Origin of the sequence: Methanococcus vannielii SB (assembly GCF_000017165.1) — an archaeon.
GTDB lineage: Archaea > AGJL01 > Methanococci > Methanococcales > Methanococcaceae > Methanococcus > Methanococcus vannielii.
In genome coordinates this window covers 467,500-491,838 of record NC_009634.1, presented here as the reverse complement: position 1 = coordinate 491,838, position 24,339 = coordinate 467,500, and the positions used below count along the sequence as shown (strand labels likewise).

Genomic DNA, 24,339 nt, shown 5'->3' with positions numbered 1-24,339 from the left:
TACTTAAAAACGGTGAAATAAATGGTAATGATTGGTGCATCAATTCTTTCTGCGGATTATGGAAACATGAGTGAGGAAGTAAAAAAAGCAGAAAACGCAAAAATTGATTTTTTCCATGTAGACATCATGGATGGGCATTTTGTTCCAAATTTAAGTCTGGGATTAAGTGTCCCAATGGATTTGAAAAAGATAACGGACTTTCCACTGGACGTTCATTTGATGGTAGAAAACCCTGAGAAATTTATTCCAAAAGTTGCAGGTTACGCCGAAATGGTTGCTTTTCATGCAGAATCTACTAAATATTTATTTAAAACTATAGATTTGATAAAAGAATACGGTGCAAAACCGATAATTGCACTAAATCCTTCTACAACTATAGACTGTTTAGAATACGTATTAGACGAACTTTACGGGGTTTTGGTAATGAGTGTTGAACCAGGATTTTCCGGTCAATCGTTTATAAACCCAATGGTTAAAAAAATAGACGTATTGAAAAAAAAGATAACTTCTGAAAATTATGATACTAAAATATTTGTTGATGGCGGAATAAATGTAAATACTGCTCCAAAAGTAGTAGCAGTAGGTGCCGATGCTTTAATTGCTGCTTCTGCAATTTATGGAAAAGAAGACATCAACTCTGCAGTAAACGAATTAAGAAACTCTGTAAACAGATTATAACTAATTTCACAATATTTATTTACTTTATTTACTTTATTTACATTTCTTACACTATTACTTAATAAATTTAAACTTTTAACGGTGACGCTTAATGATAGGTACAAAAAAAGGAATGAGGGATGCATACGGTGAAATTTTGGCCGAACTTGGTGCATCTAATGAAAATATTGTAGTTTTAGATGCGGATTTATCAGGCTCAACAAAAACGAGTATTTTTGCAAAAAAATTTCCAAAAAGGTTTTTTAATGCAGGAATTGCAGAACAAAACATGATTGGAATGGCAGCAGGTTTATCAAGGACTGGAAAAATTGTTTTCGCATCAACTTTTGCAATGTTTGCAACCGGAAGGGCATGGGAACAGATTAGAAATTCAATTGCTTACCCTAATTTAAATGTTAAAATATGTGCAACCCATGCTGGAATTACGGTTGGTGAAGATGGGGCATCTCACGAAATGACGGAAGACATTGCAATAATTCGTGCAATTCCAAACATGGTTGTAATTTCTCCATCAGACTATTTTGAAACAAAAAGTGCAATAAAATGGGCAGTTAGTTATAACGGGCCAGTCTATGTTAGAATGCCGAGAGGAAACACGGAAGTTATTTTTGAAAACGAAGAAGAAGCTAAGTTTGAATTTAAAAAAGCAAAAACATTAAAAGAAGGAACTAACTTAACAATTATTGCAACAGGGGAGCTTGTTTCAGAAGCACTCAATGCAAGCAAAATATTAAGCGAAAACAACGTTTCAGCAGAAGTAATTGCAATTTCAACAATCAAGCCAATCGATAGAGAAGCAATTAGAAATTCAAAAAATTTTATTGTTTCAGTAGAGGACCACAGTATAATAGGGGGCCTTGGTAGTGCAATTTCGGAAGTAATATCTGAAGAAGGATTAAACAAAAAGTTATTTAGAATTGGGATAAACGATGAATTTGGAAAATCTGGAAAAGCAGAAGAACTTTTAAAATACTATAAACTTGATTCAGAATCAATTGCAAAATCAATTCTTTCTAAAATTAATCCATAATATTTTTATTTGCATTTTTCATATAATGATATTGCCATAATCTTAATTATATTTTAATTAATTATTTTAAAGGTAGCGTTATGAAAAAAATTGGAATTTTGGAACTTTTAGTGGTAGTATCAATTGTAGCTACTACCGTTGCAATAGGCTATAATTTTTTAACACCTACTTCACAAAGATACGTTTTTGACGGTGAAGAAATGTACAAATGTGCATGGGTTTCAGAGACCATCCTTACCAAAGGATTTCCCCTCTATGCAAATATCGAAGGAAGGTACACGTTAGATGGTTTAGAATTTTCAGATACAGTACAGATTTTGTCTGCAAAAGGTGGGACTATCACCGCATTATATAATGATCGAGAAATAACCATTGGCGGAAAGCTTGCTTCAAGTGAAAATATTGCAGCAAATAAAATTTATTTAAGGCCCCTTGGAAATACACTTTTAAGGTACAATATCGAATCGATAACTGGAACTTCTTTTTCAGATATTTCTAAAAAAATTAGTTTAGACCAAAATGAAGTAACTGTTTTGGCAATTATTCTTGATGGTACTTTTGCAGTAGATTCAAAGTCATTTACTCCAACAGAACAGTTAAAAATAATGAATTACTTTAAATCTGAAACAAATTCCCCAAAAATTAATTTTGTTGACGGGGGATTAATTTTAAAAGGAAGATTGAACTTAAATGACCTTAAAAACCTTGATGACATAATTGATGTCGAAAAAATTGTAACTTCTAATCTTACAGTTAGTATTATTTTAAATGAGACAAAAAGTGAAATAAATATGAGTAATTACGAAAATGCAAAAGTAGCAACATGGATGTAATAACTATGAAAAATTTTATAGATTTTAAGGATTTAAAAGTTGGCCCCCACCACATTTTCGTTATATTATCTTCTTTATTCGTATTATTTTCAAGTGTTTCAGGATCTACATCACTAATTGTACTTTTTTCAAGCTTTTTCTTTTATATTTCATTTATTTCTGGAAAAAAACTACTTAAAAACCTTGAATTTAAGCCATATAAAATAGATTTTAAAAAGCATTATTTATTCGGCATTTTCCTTATATTTATCGGCGTATTATTTACGATTTTAGACTTATTATGGGTTAGGGGAGTTCCATTATTTGATCCAGTATCAAGAAAGTTTTTAAATGTTCTTTATACTGCATTATCTCATATGTTACCATTAGGATTTGCAATAGCCATTTCAAGTTCAAAATTAAGCCTTAAAAGAATAGTTTTATATTCGGTAGCATTTTCTGCTCTAATCATGCTTTTAGGATATCGGACGCAAGTAATTTTGTTATTACTTTCAACCGTATTTTCACTTTATTATTCAAAAAGAATAAAAAATAATGCACTAGTTTATTCATTTTTAGTACTTTTTATAGTTACTTTTGGGCTTTCATTTTTGAGACATTCCGTACTTGGAATTGGTGGAAACCCGATAACTTCAAGAATAAGCCTTACAATGAGCGTACTTGATGTAATTGTTAATAATTTTACCGGAACTTATGAAGGAATTATTCATACATCTATATTTTCATCATACGGTATAATTCCCGGTTCTAGATTTGGCCCAAGAACGTTAATTGCAAACAGTATTGGAATTACTGGAGTTACAATAACACCTACAATATTTGGAGCAGTTTTAATGGATTTTGGAATACTTGGAATTATTCCTTACTTTGGAATTTTCGGGTTACTTCTTGGAATTTCTCAAAAAATAGGCGAATGTTTAAAAGGGGCATATCTTGGAGTTTATTCAATAATGGCGGCATATTTTCTTATTGGGATAGAAACAGGAATATTGGACTTTGATGTAATTATGGTTTATTTATTGGGGGCAATTTTATCATTAAACGGCATTTTTAAGGGGATTTTAAATGTTAAAAAATAAATTTAATAATTTAGCTTTAAAAATTGATTCTAAATTTCATTTTGAACTTGATAATCCTGTGGTAATTATATCACTCGGACATTTGTTTTTATTTGTTCTTGCAATTCCATACTATGGAGAATTTGGACTAAATTCGCTTTTTAAAATGTTTTTATTTGTATTTGGGAATATTTTTGTATTTTCAATACCGTTTTTGTTTAATAATTTAAAAATTGGTAAATTAGAAAAACTGGATTTAAAGTTAATTTCTTGGATTTTAGTTATTTTAACGACATTTTACGGCATATTTTTACTTTCAAACAGCATAATATTTACAATAATAATTTTGGGAATTGTAGTTATTATTCTTGAAATTTTTATAAAATACTATAATTCTAAAGATATTGGGAAAATAACCCTATCAATTGGCGTGTTTTCATTTATTATACTGGTTTTAACAACAGGTAAAATTCCAATACTTGATTATGGAGTTAGAATGTCAATTTCAAATGACCCTTTAAGACTTATTTCGTCAGGAGCACTTATATTTGCAAGTTTTTTTAATTTTTGGTATTTTTTAATATCTTTTGTACTTATAACTCTTACGGGCTATAAGGCAAATGTAATCGGGTTAGTTAGTGCATATTTACTCTACAAATATAGGCTTAAAAAAATAGGTGCGGTAAAAATATTTTTTATAGGTTTAGTTTCCCTATTATTTTTAGGTTTGATGTCAAAAATAATCCTTGCATCATCTGGCCAAATTTGGACGCTAAATTTTATTGAAATACTTTCTTATAGGGCTTATTTTGATCTAATGACGTTAAATAAAATACTTTCAGTCCCACAGGTATTTTTTGGAAAAATCGTATTTATGCCGGGAGGGGAATCACAAATTGGAAATATTATCTATGGGTATACCCACAACATTACTTCAACAATGTTTGGCCCACTTTACCTTGAAATGGGGTATTTCGGCTTAATATTTACCCTAATATTTGGAATTATAAGTAAGTTAATATATAAAAAAAGTGATACTAAGATATACGCAATATATGGTGCAGTACTTTTATCAATGTGCGAAATAGGCATTAATTACGGTTTTTTGGTCGTTATGTTAATGTTTTTATATGTTTCTGAATCCCTTTCTAAAAAATCTGAAATATCTGCATAAGTAATTACGCTATGAACCATCTTCTAATTTCCCCTAAATTAACATCTAAGCTACTTATAAATTAAAATAACTAAAATAACTAAAATAAAAGATTTATTTATTTGTTATTTCAATGTTAAAGTGATAATAATGGTATCAATAAAAGATATCGGCAAAGATAATGTTCCTGAAGACAAAAAGTATATTATTATTGTTGTTGATATGGACGACGATATAGGAAGAAAAGCAAATATAAGAACCCCGATACTTGGTAGGGAGGATAATATTAATGCAGCTGTGCGTTTAGGTTTGACTGATCCAGGAGATAGTGATTTAAACTCCATACTTGGCGGAGTTCAGCACTACGATTACCTGAAAAAGGAAGGAAAGGACGTAGAAATTGCAACAGTTTCAGGAGATATTGATGTAGAGTCTGAAGTATGTGCAATTAGAATAAAAGAACAACTCGATTTTTTAATATATTTATATGAGCCGGACTTTATTTACCTTGTTTCAGATGGAAAAGAAGATGAACTTGTTTTAAAGTACCTTGAATTAAAAGACGTGTTTGTATGGAAAAAAAGAATAGTGATTAAGCAAAACGAGTCATTAGAATCAACTTACTATCTTATGCAGGAATTTATAAAAAAGACAATGTCTCAATATATCCCCTTGATATTCACATCGATTGGTTTTGCAATGATACTTTATGCATTATTTTCAGATTTAGGCTGGAGAATAATTTCAGGGTTAATCGGGATATATATTCTCTCAGAAGGAGTCGGATTAGTCGAATCAATTAAAAAAATGCTTAAAGAAAGTAGGAAAGGACTTGAACTTGGAAAATTATCTCCATTTGGGAATATTTTAGGATATTTAATAGTTATAGTGGGTATACTCTATTCATACAAGGTATCGGAAGACCCTGAACTTGCAATATTTTTTGGAAAATTCCTTTTTAACCTTGCAAACCCTTTAACGCTTGGATTTTTGGTTTTAGTAACGGTTAATTTTATAGATGACTTAATACATACTGAAAAAAGTATACTTTCCCTTTTAAAAAAGCTATTTTTTAATGTAATTTTGGCATTTATGTTAAGACAGATGTTTTTAATTTCCTCAGAATATTTAACTGGAGTAGCTTTTGAATTTACGACCCTTGCAATGTATATTATTGCATATATTTCGATATTGATTATACTTTCCGTTGTATTATTTCACGGGCCCAAAAAATCTAAAATATCACAAAAAACAGAAGAGTAACGTTGAGAAGATGATGAAAATTTGAAAACCTTTATTACGGTATTTTACAGTTAAGTGATATGGAAACTACATATCGAAAAACTGCTTTCTCTAATTGGTTGATTTATCACTTCAACTGAAAATGTAAAGCAGAACTATTCAATGAATTTTAACAATTGCTATAACTTATTTGCAGTTTCGGTATGGATTAGGAGAATATATGGCATGAATTTTGAATATATTCTTCTTTTAAATCACGCATAATGATTTTTTATTGTTACTGCTATTTCACTTGTATTAATTTAGTTTTCAGGATATTTACGGGAAAAATGGATAAATTGGAAGAAATGGTGAAATCTTATGAAAGAAATTGTAATCTGGCCAGCATACTTCGACTTAAAAAGGACTAAAAACGAAGGTAGGAAGGTTCCAAAAAGTTTTGGAGTATTAAACCCTAAACTAAAAGATATTGTAAGCATAATTGAAAAAATGGGTCATGAATATTCAATAGATAATAAAAAAAGTTATCCAAAAGAGCCGTGGGAAATATGCGGTTACTTAAAAGTAACCATTGATGAAAAGACGTCAAAACTTGACTTTTTAAAAGAACTTTGTAAAAGAATGAAGTAAATTATTTTGTAGGCTTTTTAGAGTTTTCTGATTCCTTAATTTCAAGTTCAGATAATAAAAAATTTGTTCTTTTTTCTAATTTATCATAATCTTTTGATAAGTCTTTATATTTTTCATAAAGTTCGTTTAGCTTATGATGTAAATATTCAAGTTCCATGTCTTTTTTAGATAAAATATCTTTTAATTGGTTATTCGTGTGGACTTCATGTTTATATTTGGATTCTAAGTCTAAATACGATTTTTTAGTATCTAAGTATATTTTTTTGATATTTTCGTATTTTTCCCGTGATACAACAGTTTCCTTCTTTTTTCGATACAGGCTAAACAAAAAGACCACGCCTTTAAATTTTTTAATTGTTTATTATCTTTGTAAGTGCTTTTGCGGCATCTTCCATTGAATTTTCATAACTTACATTGTTTTTCGTTAGTATTTCCCTTCCTTCTTTTTCATTGGTTCCCATCATTCTTACTGCAAATTTAAGTTCCGGCTTTTCTTTTAAAACATCTACTATTCCCTTTGAAACTTCATCACACCTTGTAATTCCTCCAAGGATGTTTATAAATGCGCCCTTAACACTATTTCTAGCAGTAGCCTTTAAAAGTGCACTTTTTACAATTTCTCTTGTGGCCCCCCCGCCAATATCTAAGAAGCATGCAGGATTTCCACCAAATTCCTTTACAACGTCCATACTAGCAAGTGTAAGCCCAGCACCGTTCCCTATAACTGCAATATCTCCATCGAGCTCAACGTATGCAAATTCTGACTTTTCTTGTTTTTTAAATTCTTCAAATTCCATGTAAGAATGTTTAAAGTATGCATCATCATCAACATTTAAAACAGCATCTGCAGCTAGAATTTTCCCTTCACTTGTAATTACAAGCGGATTTACTTCTGCAAGTACTCCATCCATTTTTTTAAATGCAGAATATACCTTACATATTATATCTGCAACTTTTGGTATTTCTTCAGAACTTAAACCTGCTTTTTTAAGCATATTTCTTGCATTGTAGGGTAAAAATTCACTACCTGCTTCAACAGGGTATTTTATAATTTTTTCAGGGGACGTCCTTGCAATTTCCTCGATATCTACCCCGCCTTCAGTTGAAAAGATAACTACGTTATTTTTCTCATTTCTATCAACTACAACTCCAACATAGTATTCCTTTAAGATTTTAATCTTTTCTTCAATTAAAAGCGACTCTACATGTTCACCCTTCACTTCTTTTCCAATTAAAGATTCTATTTTTGAATTTGCTTCATTTAATGTATCTGCAAATAAAATTCCGCCTGCTTTACCCCTTCCCCCAACTAAAACTTGTGCTTTAATTACAACTGGGCCTTCAATATCCTCTAATTTAGTTTTTGTAACAATTCCTTTTGGTATGGGTATTCCATTTTCATTGAAAATTCTTTTTGCTTCGTATTCGTGTAATTTCATGAAAATCACCAACATAATCTCGTTTCAGTAATAATATATCGGCTAAAATATAAAAATTTGATTAATGTATAAAATTACTTTTAAATTAACTGTGGTATTAATTATCTTTATATTAATTATCTTGATATGATTATAGAATTGATAAATTTTTCACAGTAGTCGCATCTTATTTTTAATGTGTCTTTTTGTTCAACTGTAAATTTGCTTTTTATGCCTTCTTTATTTGTAATGCAGTTTGGATTTGTGCATTTTACTATTCCATCAATTTTATTTGGAATGCCTACTTTGAATTTAGATACTACTTTACCGTCTTTTATGATATTTATGGTTGCGTTTGGAGATACTAGGGCAATTTTATTTACATCTGCTTTTGAAAGTGCAAGACCTTCAATTTTTAAAATATCTTTTAAACTGCCTTTTTTTGAAGATACATTAAGTGCTAAAGTTACGGGCATACTTTCATTAATTTTTAGTAAGTCATAAACCTTTAGGGCTTTAGAACTTTCGATATGGTCTATTACCGTACCATTTTCTATTGGTTTTACCTTTAGTTCCACTTTCATGGCTCCACCTATTTTTGATAAAAATTTAAAGTTCTTAAACTATATTTATATTGCAGTTTACATATTCAATTATCTTTGAAATCATTTCAAAAGCATCTTTTCTTTTAATATCTTCTTGTTTTTCAAGGTAATTTAGTAGCGTTTCTTTTTTATCCTCTAAAATTCCTGCCTTTTTAATTGCATTTTCATACGTCCTTAATGGGTAATATAAATTTTTTCCAGCATCTATAATATTTTGTGCGTCTATTTTAGTTATTATTCCTTCAACTAATGCACTATTTACCATTTCCCTAAAACTTACCATTGAAAAAGTTATCTGATTTAAGTTTTCATCAAAAGTTACAGCAACTTCATCGTCATCAAAAACAATTCCTGATTTGTACTTATAATAAACTTTCCCAATTCCAATCATTCCATACGTATCGAGTTCTGAAGCCCTTAAAGCACCCATTGATCCAGAACCGAATACTTTTACTCCATTTTCCATGATTTTTAATATCTCCCTATGGGATACAGCAGTATTTTGTAAAAAGCACCCGTCAATTATTCCTATAACGCCGTATTCTTTCATCTTTTCAAAAGTTAAATCTCCTCTTTTTATTGGAGGATATATGTCAACATCAAAATATTTCATAATACTCCTTATTTCGTTTTCTTTAACTGTTAATTTTGAAAAAATTGCTACTTTCATTCAGAAGCACCCCATAATAACTCAAAATAGCGTTTCTCTTCCTCTAAAACGACTTTATTAATTAAAGCTATACTGGACTCTTTGTTTTGAAAAAGTGCCTTGTCAGTCCAGTTGTGGCTCCCAACTATTACTGTATCGTCAATTATAATAAATTTGTTGTGGGTCTTTTTTGAATCGTGAAATTTTACAAGGACTTTTTTGCTTGAAAGGCGACTTTGTGCAAGGATATTTGAGCCAACGTCTTCTTCCAAGATTACACGAACCATAACTCCTCGATTACGTGCTTCTATTAGCTCATTTATTAATTCTGCTGTTTTTTCACTTTTATATATCGAAAACATTATTATATTAATTTCACGTTTTGCAGATTTTATTTTATTTAGTATATAGTAATAGTACTTTTCATCATTTAAAACTTCAATTCTATCATCAGGACAGACTTTACTATACGAATATTTAAAAGAATTCCTTAAAAGGCTTGAATATTTTATAAACAGGATAAAAAGCATGGATAACATCAAAAAATTTAAAATGGCAATATATGGATATATATTACTTAAAAATTCCATTAAAATCCCTAACTCTTTCATTTTTTACATATTTTAAATATTTAACAAATTATAACGAATTTTATTAAAATTTAATTTTTTTAAAAAACAATATATTTTTAAACATGATTGTATTAATTAATTTCTAAAAATATGTTTTTATTAGTAAGTGAAGTAAAAATGTCTAATTATTTTAAAATGTACTAATTTAATTTTTATGGTGATATTATGCTTAGTAATCAAGAAATGGATAATGTAATCCTTGAAGAAAGTAAATATGTCATAAATACGTATGGAAGAGTTCCAGCAGTTCTCGTAAAAGGGGATGGAATGAATGTATATGATATTAATGGAAATAGTTATGTTGATTTTCTTTCAGGAATATCTGTAAACAATGTTGGACACTGTCACCCTAAAATTGTTGAAACAATTAAAAAGCAGGCTGAAACACTTATTCACGTTTCAAATATATACTATAATATTCCCCAAGTAAATCTTGCAAAAAAACTCGTGAATATAAGTGGGCTTGATAAAGCATTCTTTTGTAACAGCGGTGCGGAGGCAAACGAAGCTGCAATAAAACTTTCAAGAAAGTATTCAAAAGCTTTTGGAAAAGAAGGGGAAATTATTACAATGGAGCATGCATTCCACGGTAGAACCCTAACAACGATTACTGCAACCCCTAAACCAAAGTATCAGGAAGGTTACGATCCATTACCGACAGGATTTAAGCATGTTCCTTTTAATGATATAGAAAAATTAAAAGAGTCCATTTCAAATAAAACCGCAGCAATAATGATAGAGCCAGTTCAGGGCGAAGGTGGAATTCATATTGCAGACCAAGAATATTTAAAAGCTGTTCGTGAGTTATGTGATGATAAAAATATTGTTTTGATATTTGATGAGGTACAGTGCGGGCTTGGAAGAACTGGTAAAATGTTTGCATTTGAACATTACGGTGTAAAACCCGATATAATAACATTAGCAAAGGCACTTGGTAGCGGAATCCCAATTGGTGCAATGATTGCAAAAGACGAAGTTTCAAATGCGTTTACTCCTGGAAGCCATGGTACTACTTTTGGAGGAAATCCTCTTGCATGCGCTACTGCAATTACTTCAATTAATTTAATTTCAGAACTTTTAAATAATACGAACGAAATGGGCGTTTATTTTACTGATAAATTGAAGAAAATTGAAGAAAAATATGACTTTGTAAGGGAAGTTAGATCAATTGGACTTATGACGGGACTTGAATTGAGTTTCAATGGTTCAAACATCGTTCAGGAAATGTTTAAACAAGGTTACCTTATAAACTGTACTTCAGATACGGTTTTAAGATTTTTACCTCCATTAATTATTCAAAAAGAGCATATTGATGGAATGGTATCAAGTCTTGATGATGTATTTTCAAAAATATAAATATAAATATAAATATAAATATAAATATAAATTTATTTTAAATTAAAATACAATTTATTTTAATAACATTGTATTAACATTAAGATATCACTTATACCATCATTTTTAAGGTTTTTTAATAGATTATCTTTTAATTTGCTTTAAAAAGTAAATTACTTTATAAATTACGCTTAATCTTTTTTTAAATGATAGTTGACAATACAAAAGCTTTATATCTTATTTTATTTAGATATATATTTAGGACTTTTAAAGTGGGGGTACTTTGAAAGGACTAACATTTGTTAACTTTTCGAATGTTTTATCGGGGGCGATAAATAGTGAATACAATAGAAAATGTAGATCGTAAATTAATAGAAAATCTAGCTAACTTGATGTCTAGCGAAGTTAGGGCAAAAATATATATTTACCTAAGAAAATATGATAAAAGCACTGTTGATGATATTGCAGACGGAACAGGAATATATCCTTCAACAGTAAGGGAATCTATTTTAGAAATGTATAATACTGGCTACGTTTCAAGAGAAAAGATGGATAAGGAAGGACTCGGTAAAAAGCCGTATTTGTATACTGCAGCAGCTCCTTCTGAAATAGTTAGAAAAATTTCAAAAAGTATTCAGGAAAAGTTAAATGACCTGATAATGGTTGATAGAAAATTAGAATCCGGAAAAGAAGGTGTTTCATCAAATCCTGTAAAAATTGTTGTTGATGAAAAATATACTGAATAACTTAATTTTTTAATTTCAATGCTCAAAAATTTAATTTATTTAAACTTTTGAAAATATTATTTTTTTAAGATTTTTTATCAATTTTTCCTTCAAATTCTTCTTCTTTTATTCTTTCTCCAGTTACCATATAAGCAGTCCTATCACCAATACTTGCACAGATGTTTCCAACTCTTTCAAGATATGTTCCAACTATCAAAAAGTCACTAGATTCCCCGATAGTCTTCGGATTTTCAATCATATGGCACGTCATTTCCCGATAAAGCGTTTTATATAATTCATCTATTTTCTTATCTGAAAAATATACCTCTTTTGCAAGTTTTAAATCTCTAGACTTAAACGAACAGGTGGAATCTTCAAGCATTTTTTGAAGCATTTCGCCCATTAATATTATGGTAGAACTATTTTTAGACCTTAAATAATTATTTTCAGAGTTTATTGTCGTTTTTGCAATTCTAGATGCCATATCTCCTATTTTTTCAAGTTTTGAAATAATTTTAATAACTGTTAAAATTTCTCTTAAATCGCCTGCAACGGGCTGTTGGCGAGCCATTAGCGAAATACACTTTTCTTCAATTTCCATTTCTTTTAAATCTATTTCATCATCGCCATTTTTTACAATTTCTGCAAGATTCTTATCTGAAGTTGTAAATGCCAAAATTGCATCTTCAAGCGATTTTTTGCACATTTTTGACATTTCAAGAACTAAATTTTCAACTAATTCCATCTGCTTAGAGAATTCGTTTCTTACCATGGTATCACCGGAATTTAAAATTATAACGTAATACTAAATTATCCAAATCTTCCACTAATGTAATCCTCAGTTTTCTTTTCTTTTGGTTCTACAAAGAGTTTATCAGTACTGTTAAATTCAATCAAGTCTCCAAGCATGAAGAATCCAGTATAGTCAGAGACCCTGCTTGCCTGCTGTAAATTATGAGTTACTATTACGATAGAATACTCTTTTTTTAGTTCAACCATTAAATCTTCTATTTTTAGCGTTGAAATTGGATCTAGTGCAGAACAAGGTTCATCCATTAAAATTACATCAGGTTTTACTGCAATCGTTCGTGCAATACAAAGTCTTTGTTGTTGCCCGCCTGAAAGTTTTAGGGCAGATTTTTTAAGATCATCTTTTACATCGTCCCAAAGTGCTGATTTTTTCAATGCCCATTCAACAATTTCATCAAGAGTCTTTTTATCACTTATTCCGTGAATTTTTGGGCCATATGCAATATTTTCGTAAATTGTCATTGGAAACGGGTTTGGCTTTTGAAAAACCATTCCAACACGTTTTCTAAGTTCTACAACGTCTACATCCTTTTCATAAATATTTTTCCCGTCAAGAGTGATTTGCCCAGTAATTTTTACGTTCGTAATTAAGTCATTCATTCTATTTAGGCACCTTAAAAACGTGGACTTCCCACAGCCACTTGGCCCAATTAATGCAGTAATTTTGTTCTCATAAACTGGAAGATTTATATTATTTAAAGCCTGTTTTTCTGAATACCACAAATTTACATTTTTTGAATCCATTTTTATATTCATAAACTGCACCTTAAAGAATTTTTAGCCATGTGAAAGCTTAAATTTATTTTTAATAATATTTGCAATTCCAAATAGTATAAACATAATCGTGATTAAAACTAGTGCAATTCCATACGCTAGTTTGAGCTCTTCAGCATTTGAATATTCTGTTGCAATAATATAGAGACTAAATGAAAGAGTTTCAACCCTGTTAAATAGCCCCAATCCAAACGAAAATGCAGTTGCAGCAGTAAATATTATTGCAGCAGTTTCTTCGGCACATCTACCCATTGCAAGAATAATTCCGGTAATAATTTGGGGGAGTGCTGATGGAATTACGACTTTTAATATAGTCTGCCATTTTGTAGCCCCTAATGCAAGACTTGCTTCCCTAAGTCCTGGCGAAACTGATTTTAATCCCTCTTCAGTTGCCCGTATAATTATTGGCAGTATCATAAACGAAAGAGTAAGTCCCCCAATAAGGAGCGATGGGCCAACTGTTTTTATTGCAATTGCATATCCAAAAAGGCCAAAAACTATTGAAGGGAGTCCTGCAAGGCTGTCTGATGAAAACCTTATAATTTTTGTAAGGAGATTATCTTTTGCATATTCTTGAAGGTAAATTGCTCCAAATATGCCAAATGGAATTGATAGTAGGACTGCTAAAATAACTAATGCAAGCGTTCCAATAATTGAATTCCAAATTCCGTCAAAAGTTCTTTCAATTCCAAGGATTACTTTTAGCGGGTTTGAGTCCCCAAAGAAAAACTCCATATTTATGACCCCAATGCCGTTTAAAAACACGTAACCCACAATAGTAAAAAGAATTCCTATAACTAAGAATCCAAACAGGTAGAATATACTAAATACGATTTTTTCCTCAATTTTTGCTTTTTTAGCGTCATTCAAAGTTCCACCTGTTAATCCCATTTTATTCGGTATTTTTTATTTACGTACTGGGAAATTATATTCAAAATAAGTACCATTAAAAATAATACGAGCCCTGTTGCAAACATTGCATAATATATTGGGCTTCCAGATGCCGTTTCTTTAATATTTAAAACAATATGGGACGTTAAAGGCCTTACTGGATCAAAAATTGATGTAGGAATTAATGCCCAGTTTCCAGCAACCATTAGTACAGCCATAGTTTCGCCAATAGCTCTACCCATCCCTAAAATTATTCCAGAAATAATGCCACTTAATGAAGCTGGAAGAATTACTTTTTTAACCGTTTGCCATCTCGTGGCCCCTAATGCAAGACTTCCTTCTTTTAAGTGGTAAGGTACTGAATTTATTGCATCTTCTGAAATAACTGTAATTGTTGGTAAAATCATAATTCCAAGAATTATCGATGCAGAAAACCAGCTGTAGCCCGGATTTGTATTGAATATGTCCCTTATCAATGGAACAAAAAGAACCATTCCAACAAAACCGTAAACTACTGATGGAATTGCGGTTAAAATTTCAATTGACGGCCTTAATATCTTTTGAATTTTTTTAGGTGCAAGTTCCGCTAAAAATATTGCACAACCTACTCCTAACGGTATTGCAAATGCTAATGCAAGGATTGTAACTAAAAATGAACCGACAATCATTGGAAATATTCCATAAAATCCTCTAAATGGGTTCCAATCAAGTCCAAATATAAAATCTATTGGACTAACTGTATTAAAAACAGGTAAACTGCTTACTATTAAAAAAAGCACCATTGAAAAAATAACTGCACTTGATAAAAGTGCGCTTAATTTTATTACAGATTCGATTAGTGCTTCAGCAGTATTTTTACGCATTTATTTCACCGGAGTTGTAAATTATAATAATAACAGGAATCTAACGATATAATGCTAATAATCTAATTAATATCTAAAAATTCATTTTTCAAATAATTAAACATCTAGTAAAATTTTTAGTAACGTTTAATAAAGTTTAATAAAAAATATTAATTTAGTTCTTATAATTTAATTGTACTAATTACATATAATTATTTCAAAAGTTTTTATACTTCTATACTTACTTTATCTGCATGTATCCTTTTTCTTTAACGATTTCTTGACCTCTATTACTTAATAAAAAGTCAATAAATGCTTTTTCACTAGGGTTAGGGTCGCCATTTGTTACAACGAGTAAATCTCTTGAAACGATATATTTTCCGCTAAGTGCGTTTTCTTCAGTAGGTTCAACACCTTCAAACTTAACGCCTTTTACAGCTTCATCAAGATATCCAATTGAAAGGTATCCTATACCATTTTTATCGGCCCTTACTGAAGCTTTCATTGCACCATTTGAAGCAACTACAACAGCTCTTTTAGTAATGTCTGCTTTTGAAATTGCTTTTTCAAAGAATACTTCTCTTGTACCACTTTGTTCATCCCGCGTATAGACGTTAATTGGTGCATCAGGCCCACCAACGTCTTTCCAGTTTGTAATTTCGCCAGCATATATTTTAATAGTCTGTTCTTTTGTTAATCCTGAAATTGGGTTTTCAGGGTTTATAATTATTGCAACACCATCTTTTGCGATTACGTGAACTTTCAAACTAGGGTAACTTTCAAATTCTGATTTTTTGACGTCTCTTGAACTCATTCCAATATTATTTAAATTTTCACCGGATTCTTTGATTCCAAGTCCTGAACCTCCACCACTTACTTCAATCATGTAATTTCTGTTTTCAGTCATGAATTTTTTTGCGGATTCTTCTATAATTGGAAGAACAGTTGTTGAACCTGAAATTTTTAATATGGCAGGCTGTAAATTATCTTGATTTGAATTATTATCGCTAATACAGCCACTAATCGCTAAAACGATAGATAGTAAAACTGTACCGGCCACTAAACCTATAACCTTTCTCAAAGTAACACCTCAAATATTTTCCATGTTATACCCTATACGTTAAATGTATATAAATGTTTCTAAAATGGTACTTTAGTTCATATTATATGAATAAAATATTTTTTTATTAATTATATAATACAAAAAGTAAAAATAAAATAAAATAAAATAAAAATAAAATTTTTAGAATTTTAGTTTTAACTGCTATTTTATAGATAATTATCTCTTAAATTTTCTTAAACTATATTTCATTTCTTTTAATTTCTTTTAATTTCTCCTTAAATTGTTTTTAGCTGTTTTTTAACTACCCATATCTAACCATAATTTAAAATGGAAAATATTATCGAAAAGGTAAATTGACTCTACAAAATATTATATATCTGAGTAGTGTAAATAGAAAATGTGATTTTAGTTATTTTTATTAAAGAAACGTGAAAAGCGCCCATGGAGGATTTAAAATGAAACTGATAACATGGCTTAAAGACCTTAGAAATGAAGATGTAGATATTGCTGGTGGAAAAGGAGCATCGCTTGGTGAAATGTGGAATGCAAAATTACCGGTTCCCCCCGCATTTGTTGTTACTTCTGACGCTTACAAATACTTTATTGAAGAAACGAAGTTAAAAGATGAAATTAAACGAGTTTTATCAAATATTGACGTTAATAATACTGAAGAATTGATTTCTGCTTCAAAAGAAGTTAGGGGCGCAATTGAAAAGGTAAAATTGCCAGATGATTTAAAAATCAGTGTTATCGAGGCATACAATACACTTTGTGAAATGGGTGGTGAGGAGGAATCTTTTGTTGCAGTTAGAAGTTCAGCAACTGCGGAAGATTTACCTGATGCAAGTTTTGCAGGACAACAGGAAACTTTTTTAAACATGAAAGGAAATGAACAGGTTTTAAAAGCAGTTCAGGAATGTTTTTCATCATTGTTTACTCCAAGAGCTATTTTTTACAGGGAAGAGAAAGGTTTTGACCATTTTCAAGTTGCACTTGCTGCAGTAGTTCAAAAAATGATTAATGCAGATCAAGCAGGCGTAATGTTTACGGTAAACCCAATAAACCACGATTACAATCAAATGGTAATTGAAGGTGCATGGGGACTTGGTGAAGGCGTAGTTAGTGGAACGGTAAGCCCTGACACGTATATTATTGAAAAAAATACTGAAAAAATTGTGGATATAAACGTTGCAAGAAAAAATACGATGTTTATAAAAGAAGATGGCGTTACAAAAGAAGTTGAAACTCCAGAGGATTTAAAAGAAAAACAGGTTTTAACAGAAGAATTAATTTTAAATCTTCAAAAAGTAGGTAAAACAATTGAAAACCATTATAAAATGCCAATGGATATCGAGTGGGCAATTAAAAATGGGGAAATTTACATGCTTCAGGCAAGGCCAATTACAACACTTGGTGGGAAAAAAGAGGTAAAACAATCCCTAGATCAAGATGGAAAAATATTATTAAAAGGAATTGGTGCATCTCCTGGAATTGACTTTGGAAAAGTAAAAATAATTTCAGAAATTGAACAGATTGGAAAAATTTTGGAAGGAGATGTTTTAGTTACAAAAATGACGACCCCTGACATGGTTCCTGCAATGAAAAGGGCAAGTGCAATTGTAACTGATGATGGAGGATTAACTTGCCATGCTGCAATTATTTCAAGAGAGCTTGGAACTCCTTGTGTAGTTGGAACAAAAGAAGCTACAAAAGTTTTAAAAGATAATTCTTGTGTAACTGTTGATGGCGAAAAAGGAATGGTATACGACGGTAAAATCGGTAAAAAGGAAGAGAATATTCAAACTCAGGTAATTTACGCCGGTTCACAAGTAATTACTGCAACAGAAATAAAAGCAAATGTAAGTATGCCTGAAGTTGCAGAACGGGCTGCCGCAACAGGAGCTGACGGTGTAGGCCTTTTAAGGGCAGAACACATGATTTTAGGAACTGGAGTACACCCTGGAAAAATCTTGAAAGATAAGGGGGAAGATGCATTAATTGAAGTATTTTCTGAAGGAATTAGAAAAGTTGCAGATGCGTTTTACCCAAGGCCTGTTACATATAGAACACTTGACGCTCCAACTGATGAATTTGTGGGTTTAAAAGGGGGAGAAGATGAACCTCACGAACACAACCCGATGATGGGGTGGAGAGGAATTAGAAGGGGACTTGATCAACCTGAAATTTTAAAATGTGAATTAAAAGCAATCAAAAAACTAAGGGAAGAAGGTTACCGAAATATCAATGTAATGATTCCATTAGTTACAAATGTTGATGAAATTAGAAAGGTAAAGGAAATTTCAAATGAAGTGGGTTTAAAATTAATGCAAGACGTGGAATTTGGCGTAATGATTGAAACCCCTGCTGCAGCTTTAATAATTGATGAGATTATAAAAGAAGGAATTGACTTTGCAAGCCTTGGAACAAACGATTTAACTCAGTACACAATTGCAATTGATAGAAACAATGAAAACGTTTCAAAATATTATCTTGAAAACCACCCTGCAGTTATGAAACTAATTGAACTTGTAATAACCTCATGCAAAAGTGCAGGTGTTAAAACTTCAATCTGTGGGCAAGCTGGAAGCCGACCACAAATCGTTGAAAAATTAGTTGAATGGGGAATTACAAGTATTTCTGCAAATATTGACGCAGTAGAAACAATTAGAAACGTTGTTGCAAGAACTGAACAAAAAATTATTCTTGAAGCAATAAGGAAGCAGAAATAGTTTTTAAATAATTTAGTTATTTTTTTAAAATTATTTTTAAAATTATTTTTAACATCATAAAATTATTTTTAAAATATATTTAATTTACAGTTATTAATTACTGTTAACTTCAATTTACAATTAAATATGGTTTTTAAGGTGTTTTAATGAAAAAAGTTATTGTTGGCGGAACCTTTGATATATTACATAAAGGTCATGAAAAGCTTCTTTTACATGCTTCAAGTTTTGGAAAGTTATTTATCGGCCTTACAAGTGATGAATTTGTAAAATCATATAAAAAACATGAAGTAAATTCATTTAATTTTCGAAAAAATAAATTAATGAATTTTTTAGATAAATTTAAAATTGAATACAAAATAATGGAAATAAATGACCTATTTGGAGACTCAATTTTTGAAGATTACGACGTAATTGTTGTAAGTATTGAAACTAAGGAAAATGCGGAAAAAATAAATAAAATAAGGATTGAAAAGGGATTAAAACCCTTAAAAATAGAAATTTGTGACTTTTTGCTTGCGAAAGATTCAATTCCAATATCGGTAACAAGAATAAGGAATGGATTTATTGATATTAAAGGTAATTTACCTAAAAAATGTAATATGTAATTAAAATGAATTGTCTATAAATTTAAAAAGAGATAATTAAACAGATGATATTTTATGGAAATCATGTACGTTATTGTATTTTTGATTTTAATTGGATATTTTTCAAGACATTTTAAGATACTCGATGAAAAAGATAGAATGGTGTTAAATAAAATTGTAATATATATTGCAATGCCTTCAACAATATTTTTATCACTAATTAAAAACGTAACTCCTGCCGACTTGCCGGAATTCATGAAACTTCCATTTATAATCCTTATTTCAACTTTAATATGTGCAATCTTAGCATATTTTGTTGGAAAGCGATTAAAGTTAGATAATAAATCACTTGGCGGGTTTATTTTAGTTTCATCAGTTGGAAACACTGGTTTTTTAGGTTATCCAGTAATTTTAGGATTTTATGGAACTGAAGGCCTATTAAGGGCAATTTTTTGTGATATGGCAGCAATATTTGTAAGTATGTTTTTAGGAACATATATTGGAGTTAGGGTAAGCGGGATAAAGAAAAATGTAATGCTTGAAGTTATAACGTTTCCCCCACTTTTAACGGCAATTTTAAGTGTGTTACTGGTTTTAATTAATTTTGAGCTTTCAAATCTTCCAAAATTTATGGTAATGTCTTTAGAATATATGTCAAATGCGACAATTCCTTTAATAATGCTTTCTTTAGGACTTTCCTTATCCCCAAAAGCTGCAAAATTTGGATTAACTTACGGAATTTTAGCTTCAATATTTAGGATGGTAATTTCACCATTAATTGCATTTCCAATTTCCGAAAGCCTTTTATCGAATCAGCTAGATAAACAAGTAGCGGTTATGCAGTCTGCAATGCCTTCTGCAATGATGCCTTTGGTATTTGCGGTTATTTATGATTTGGATGTAAAACTCGTTGCATCAGCATGTTTTATATCAACTGTCATTTCATTAGGGGTTTTACCTATAATATACATGTTAATTTAAGAGAGTAGTCATCATGATTATAACAAGCTTAATATAAATCCAACTTAATATGCATTTATATTATATTTTGATTATTTGTAATACGCCATATAGGTATTATATATTGTATTATATTTTGTATCATATGGTGTAATATACTTTGTATCATATATGGCATATCGTATTTTTCAAGATATGTTGTAATAATGTTTTATGTAACTGCCAAAATTAGAACGGGGTAATAATTAATGCTAAAAAAAGCTATCATACCTGCCGCAGGATTTGGAACAAGGCTTCTTCCAATTACAAAGGCGCAACCAAAAGAAATGCTTCCAGTTTTAGGAAAACCAATAATTCAATACGTAATTGAAGATTTGGCAAGTGCAGGAATAGAAAGTATACTTGTAATTACGGGTAGGGGAAAATCTGCAATTGAAAACCACTTTGATAAAAATTTTGAACTTGAAGAGCGGTTAAAAAAAGATGAAAAGTGTGAAGCTTTAAAAACAATTCAGGAAATAAATGATTTTGCACATATTTATTATATCAGGCAGGGAAAACAAAAAGGATTAGGGGACGCAGTTTACTGTGGAAGGGAGTTTATCTGCGAAGACTATACAGTTATAATGGTTGGAGATACGATATATTCAGGAAACGTTCCAAAAAAATTAATTGAAATCCATGAAAAATACGGCTGTTCAGTAATCGCTTTAGAACGAGTTCCAAAAGAAAATGTACATAAATACGGCGTAATTTCTGGAAAAGAAATTGAAAAAGGAATTTTTGAAATAGATGACCTTGTAGAAAAACCAAAAGTAGAAGAAGCCCCATCTAACCTTATAATTACTGGAGCATATCTTTTATCTTCAAAAATATTTAAGCACCTTGAAAATACTGAACCTGGAAGGGGAGGGGAAATCCAACTTACTGATGCAATGAAAATGCTTTTAAAAGAGGAAAAAATAATAGGCGTTGAAGTTGATTTTAAACGGTATGATATTGGAGACATTAAAGGATGGCTTGAGGCAAACGTTGAACTTGGAATTGATAACATTGACGGGTTTAAAGAGTACATTCAAGATTTGTGTAATAAATAAAATACATATCACTTTGATCAACCTTTTTCAAAGGTTGTTGATAACATTGGCGGGTTTAAAAAATACCTTACGAAATTGTGTAAATAGTTGTATAGTTAATTATGTAAAATTTAATGAATAATTTAAATTTACTTTTTTAAATTAATTGGTAAATTAAATTAATTGGTAAAATCAAGGTGAAACTTTGAAAATTTTAGTAACTGGCGGTGCAGGGTTTATTGGAAGCCATATTGTTGATTTATTAATTGAAAATGGGCATGATGTAACAATTTTAGATAATTTAAGTACTGGAAATGAAAAAAACATAAATAACTCCGCAAAATTTATAAACGGAGACATATTGGATAAAAATTTAGATTTAACAGGATTTGAATGCGTAATTCATGAAGCAGCACAGATTAATGTTAGAACATCTGTTGAAGACCCTATTTTAGATGCAAATATAAATATCCTTGGAACAATCAATATTTTAGAAAAAATGAAAGAATATGGTGTAAAAAAGATTATTTTTTCATCTTCCGGCGGTGCAGTGTATGGGGAACCAAAATATTTACCGGTTGATGAAAAACACGATGTAAATCCACTTTCACCATATGGATTAAGTAAATTTTGTGCAGAAGAATATATCAAATTATATAATAGACTTTACAATATCGAATACTGTATTTTAAGGTATTCTAATGTTTATGGGAAACGTCAAGACCCCCTTGGTGAAGCAGGCGTTATTTCAATCTTTATTGATAAAATGAAAAAAGGAGAAAGTCCAATAATTTATGGAAATGGAAACCAGACACGGGATTTTGTAAATGTTAAAGATGTTTCAAAAGCAAATTTAATGGCATTAAATTGGAAAAATGAGATTGTAAATATTGGTTCTGGAAAAGAAACATCTGTAAATGAACTTTTTAAGATTATATCTTCTGAAGTCGGCTTTGATAAAAATCCAATTTATGAAAAAGAGCGAGATGGCGAAGTTTATAGAATTTATATTGATTATAATTATGCTAAAAGTTTAGGATGGATTCCAGAAGTTGAAATGGATAATGGAATTAAAGATATTTAATTAAATTTTTTATTTTTAAGGGGATAATTTTTGAGTTATAAAGATAGAATGATTAAGGGTGCTGCATGGAATTTTTTATTCTTAATGTTAGCAGCCCCTATTGGTTATTTTGTAAGAATATTATATGCAAATTCACTTTCAAAAGTTGAAGTAGGCCTTTTCTATGCAATTTTAGATTTAATCAGCATGATTGCAATTTTTAGAGGTTTAGGATTAGGTAATGCAGTAATATACTTTATTCCAAAATTTTTAGTTCAAAATAGGTATGATTTAATAAAATCAACACTATTATACGTTTTAATAATTCAAACAGGAATGGCAGTTTTAATTGCATTTTTAATGTATTCAATGTCCCCTTTAATTATAAAATACTATATAAATAGTCAAGGCCAGTTTGGAAATCTTGAAGCTATTTCTACGGTATTTATAATAATGGTTTTTGGATTTTATATATTTGATGGGATAAAAAACTTAACTGTTAACTCATTACTTGGATTTCAAAGTCAAAAAATATATAGTACATATACTTTTTTAAATATATCAAGTGTTTTAGTTTTATCTTTTATTTTTATTTACTTTGGATTTGGCGTTTATTCTCCGCCCTTAGCATATACAATTGCTCCAATTTTAATGATTCTAATCTATGGGACAATTTTTTTAAAAAAGATATTTCCAGAATTTTTTATTGAAAAGTTTTCTTTTTCAAAAAAACTTTTAAAAGATATTTTTACATACAGTATGCCGATAATGTTTGGAAGTGCCGGGTTTATCATAATGGGATACCTTGATTCAATATGTTTGACATACTTTACAGGACTTGATTCGGTTGCAGATTATAGGAACGTTGCAATGCCGACAGTTTTAGTATTAAGTTATTTTGCATCTTCAATATGTTCTGTAATACTTCCAATGAGTACCGAAATGTGGGAAAAAGGTGAAAAAAAGAATCTTTCAGAGGGTTTAAAAAAGGTATTAACATATTCATTTATAATTTCAATTCCTTTTTCAGTACTTTTATCATATTTTCCAACTGTTTTAATAAATCTATTTTTCAATGAAAATTATTTAACTGCAGCTCTTCCAATGTCAATTTTAAGTTTTGGAATAGTCTTTTTATCAATGAATAATATTGTATTTAATGTCTTTAATGGAATTGGAAAACCATACCTTTCAACTAAAATATTATATATTGGGGCAATTTTTAATTTAATTTTTAATTTAATTTTAATTCCAAAATTTGGAACGAGTGGTGCAGCATTTACTACCACATTAAGTTATATTTTAATTCAAATTTTACAAGTTAATTACTTAAATAAATTTTTAGATTATAAATTTCCAATTAAAAAATTTATATTATGTATTTTTTCCTCAATATTGGCATTTATTCCTTTAATATTTATAAAAGGAATGAGTTTTAATGAATATATATTAATTTTATTATTCGGCATAGTCTATTTAATTGTGTATTTTTTGAGCATAATTTTACTAAATATTATTAAGATATCTGAATTAAAAACTTTTAAATTCTGGTGACTTAA

At 30.0% G+C, this 24,339-nt stretch carries 25 protein-coding genes; 15 read left to right on the top strand and 10 right to left on the bottom strand.

All coding sequences use genetic code 11. From position 1 onward, the window contains the following. Window positions 1-21 precede the first annotated feature (21 nt). The 7 genes from rpe to MEVAN_RS02215 all read left to right on the top strand — a co-directional run bounded on the left by rpe (window position 22) and on the right by MEVAN_RS02215 (window position 6,624). Entirely contained in the window at window positions 22-678 is a 657-nt protein-coding gene (rpe, locus tag MEVAN_RS02245; RefSeq protein WP_011972249.1) for a ribulose-phosphate 3-epimerase, read from the top strand. 91 nt (window positions 679-769) lie between these two features. Next, window positions 770-1,708, top strand: a complete 939-nt coding sequence (locus tag MEVAN_RS02240) for a transketolase family protein (protein WP_011972248.1) — start codon at window positions 770-772, stop codon at window positions 1,706-1,708. A gap of 80 nt (window positions 1,709-1,788) precedes the next feature. Next, window positions 1,789-2,541 carry a TrmB family transcriptional regulator sugar-binding domain-containing protein gene (locus MEVAN_RS02235; protein ID WP_011972247.1) on the top strand — a complete coding sequence of 251 codons (753 nt, stop codon included), beginning with the start codon at window positions 1,789-1,791 and terminating at the stop codon, window positions 2,539-2,541. Window positions 2,542-2,546: 5 nt separating this feature from the next. Then, window positions 2,547-3,620, top strand: a complete 1,074-nt coding sequence (locus MEVAN_RS02230) for an oligosaccharide repeat unit polymerase family protein (protein WP_048059222.1) — start codon at window positions 2,547-2,549, stop codon at window positions 3,618-3,620. Next, on the top strand, window positions 3,607-4,773 hold the full coding sequence (locus MEVAN_RS02225) for a hypothetical protein (protein ID WP_011972245.1): 1,167 nt from the start codon (window positions 3,607-3,609) through the stop codon (window positions 4,771-4,773). The genes MEVAN_RS02230 and MEVAN_RS02225 overlap by 14 nt, the downstream gene beginning before the upstream one ends. Window positions 4,774-4,902: 129 nt before the next feature. Then, the gene (locus tag MEVAN_RS02220) at window positions 4,903-6,015 is read left to right on the top strand and encodes a DUF373 family protein (protein WP_011972244.1); all 1,113 of its coding nucleotides are present in this window, start codon (window positions 4,903-4,905) and stop codon (window positions 6,013-6,015) included. 339 nt (window positions 6,016-6,354) lie between these two features. Next, window positions 6,355-6,624 (top strand): signal recognition particle subunit SRP19/SEC65 family protein, encoded by a 270-nt coding sequence (locus tag MEVAN_RS02215; protein WP_011972243.1) that lies wholly within the window; start codon window positions 6,355-6,357, stop codon window positions 6,622-6,624. 1 nt (window position 6,625) lies between these two features. Here the strand turns inward: MEVAN_RS02215 and MEVAN_RS02210 are convergent, their stop codons facing one another. From MEVAN_RS02210 to MEVAN_RS02190, 5 genes are all read right to left on the bottom strand, one after another. Continuing rightward, the gene (locus MEVAN_RS02210) at window positions 6,626-6,961 is read right to left on the bottom strand and encodes a hypothetical protein (RefSeq protein ID WP_011972242.1); all 336 of its coding nucleotides are present in this window, start codon (window positions 6,959-6,961) and stop codon (window positions 6,626-6,628) included. Between the two features lie 13 nt (window positions 6,962-6,974). After that, window positions 6,975-8,063 carry an ADP-forming succinate--CoA ligase subunit beta gene (gene sucC, locus MEVAN_RS02205; RefSeq protein WP_011972241.1) on the bottom strand — a complete coding sequence of 363 codons (1,089 nt, stop codon included), beginning with the start codon at window positions 8,061-8,063 and terminating at the stop codon, window positions 6,975-6,977. A gap of 116 nt (window positions 8,064-8,179) precedes the next feature. Next, complete coding sequence (gene pyrI / locus MEVAN_RS02200; RefSeq protein ID WP_011972240.1) at window positions 8,180-8,626, bottom strand: aspartate carbamoyltransferase regulatory subunit; 447 nt, start codon at window positions 8,624-8,626, stop codon at window positions 8,180-8,182. A gap of 34 nt (window positions 8,627-8,660) precedes the next feature. Next, entirely contained in the window at window positions 8,661-9,317 is a 657-nt protein-coding gene (locus tag MEVAN_RS02195; RefSeq protein ID WP_011972239.1) for a TfuA-like protein, read from the bottom strand. Beyond that, window positions 9,314-9,886, bottom strand: a complete 573-nt coding sequence (locus tag MEVAN_RS02190; RefSeq protein ID WP_011972238.1) for a phospholipase D-like domain-containing protein — start codon at window positions 9,884-9,886, stop codon at window positions 9,314-9,316. Before MEVAN_RS02190 ends, MEVAN_RS02195 begins: the two co-directional genes overlap by 4 nt. A 207-nt stretch (window positions 9,887-10,093) precedes the next feature. Between MEVAN_RS02190 and MEVAN_RS02185 the strand changes: the two genes are divergently transcribed. Next, window positions 10,094-11,284 (top strand): aspartate aminotransferase family protein, encoded by a 1,191-nt coding sequence (locus tag MEVAN_RS02185; protein ID WP_011972237.1) that lies wholly within the window; start codon window positions 10,094-10,096, stop codon window positions 11,282-11,284. A gap of 317 nt (window positions 11,285-11,601) precedes the next feature. Beyond that, the gene (locus MEVAN_RS02180) at window positions 11,602-12,009 is read left to right on the top strand and encodes a winged helix-turn-helix domain-containing protein (RefSeq protein ID WP_011972236.1); all 408 of its coding nucleotides are present in this window, start codon (window positions 11,602-11,604) and stop codon (window positions 12,007-12,009) included. 64 nt (window positions 12,010-12,073) lie between these two features. On the opposite strand, the gene phoU is transcribed toward MEVAN_RS02180, so the two are convergent. From phoU to MEVAN_RS02155, 5 genes are all read right to left on the bottom strand, one after another. Beyond that, on the bottom strand, window positions 12,074-12,760 hold the full coding sequence (gene phoU, locus MEVAN_RS02175) for a phosphate signaling complex protein PhoU (RefSeq protein WP_011972235.1): 687 nt from the start codon (window positions 12,758-12,760) through the stop codon (window positions 12,074-12,076). 38 nt (window positions 12,761-12,798) lie between these two features. Then, window positions 12,799-13,554, bottom strand: a complete 756-nt coding sequence (gene pstB / locus MEVAN_RS02170) for a phosphate ABC transporter ATP-binding protein PstB (RefSeq protein ID WP_011972234.1) — start codon at window positions 13,552-13,554, stop codon at window positions 12,799-12,801. Between the two features lie 21 nt (window positions 13,555-13,575). Next, window positions 13,576-14,442 (bottom strand): phosphate ABC transporter permease PstA, encoded by an 867-nt coding sequence (gene pstA / locus MEVAN_RS02165; RefSeq protein WP_048059125.1) that lies wholly within the window; start codon window positions 14,440-14,442, stop codon window positions 13,576-13,578. Between the two features lie 11 nt (window positions 14,443-14,453). Then, window positions 14,454-15,326: a phosphate ABC transporter permease subunit PstC gene (gene pstC / locus MEVAN_RS02160; protein WP_011972232.1), complete on the bottom strand. Its 873-nt coding sequence runs from the start codon at window positions 15,324-15,326 to the stop codon at window positions 14,454-14,456. A 220-nt stretch (window positions 15,327-15,546) separates the two neighbouring features. Next, a complete protein-coding gene (locus MEVAN_RS02155) occupies window positions 15,547-16,386 on the bottom strand; it encodes a phosphate ABC transporter substrate-binding protein (protein WP_011972231.1) in 840 nt (279 codons plus the stop codon). Window positions 16,387-16,823: 437 nt separating this feature from the next. On the opposite strand from MEVAN_RS02155, the gene ppsA reads away from it, so the two are divergent. From ppsA to MEVAN_RS02125, 6 genes are all read left to right on the top strand, one after another. Then, window positions 16,824-19,097: a phosphoenolpyruvate synthase gene (gene ppsA, locus MEVAN_RS02150; protein ID WP_011972230.1), complete on the top strand. Its 2,274-nt coding sequence runs from the start codon at window positions 16,824-16,826 to the stop codon at window positions 19,095-19,097. A 146-nt stretch (window positions 19,098-19,243) separates the two neighbouring features. Next, window positions 19,244-19,702 carry a phosphopantetheine adenylyltransferase gene (locus tag MEVAN_RS02145; protein WP_011972229.1) on the top strand — a complete coding sequence of 153 codons (459 nt, stop codon included), beginning with the start codon at window positions 19,244-19,246 and terminating at the stop codon, window positions 19,700-19,702. Between the two features lie 54 nt (window positions 19,703-19,756). Beyond that, entirely contained in the window at window positions 19,757-20,662 is a 906-nt protein-coding gene (locus MEVAN_RS02140; RefSeq protein ID WP_011972228.1) for an AEC family transporter, read from the top strand. 227 nt (window positions 20,663-20,889) lie between these two features. Continuing rightward, complete coding sequence (gene galU, locus MEVAN_RS02135) at window positions 20,890-21,738, top strand: UTP--glucose-1-phosphate uridylyltransferase GalU (RefSeq protein ID WP_011972227.1); 849 nt, start codon at window positions 20,890-20,892, stop codon at window positions 21,736-21,738. 184 nt (window positions 21,739-21,922) lie between these two features. After that, window positions 21,923-22,801, top strand: coding sequence for an NAD-dependent epimerase/dehydratase family protein (locus tag MEVAN_RS02130; RefSeq protein WP_011972226.1), 879 nt, complete (start codon window positions 21,923-21,925; stop codon window positions 22,799-22,801). 30 nt (window positions 22,802-22,831) lie between these two features. After that, window positions 22,832-24,334, top strand: a complete 1,503-nt coding sequence (locus tag MEVAN_RS02125; RefSeq protein ID WP_011972225.1) for a flippase — start codon at window positions 22,832-22,834, stop codon at window positions 24,332-24,334. The last annotated feature ends 5 nt before the right edge of the window (window positions 24,335-24,339 follow it).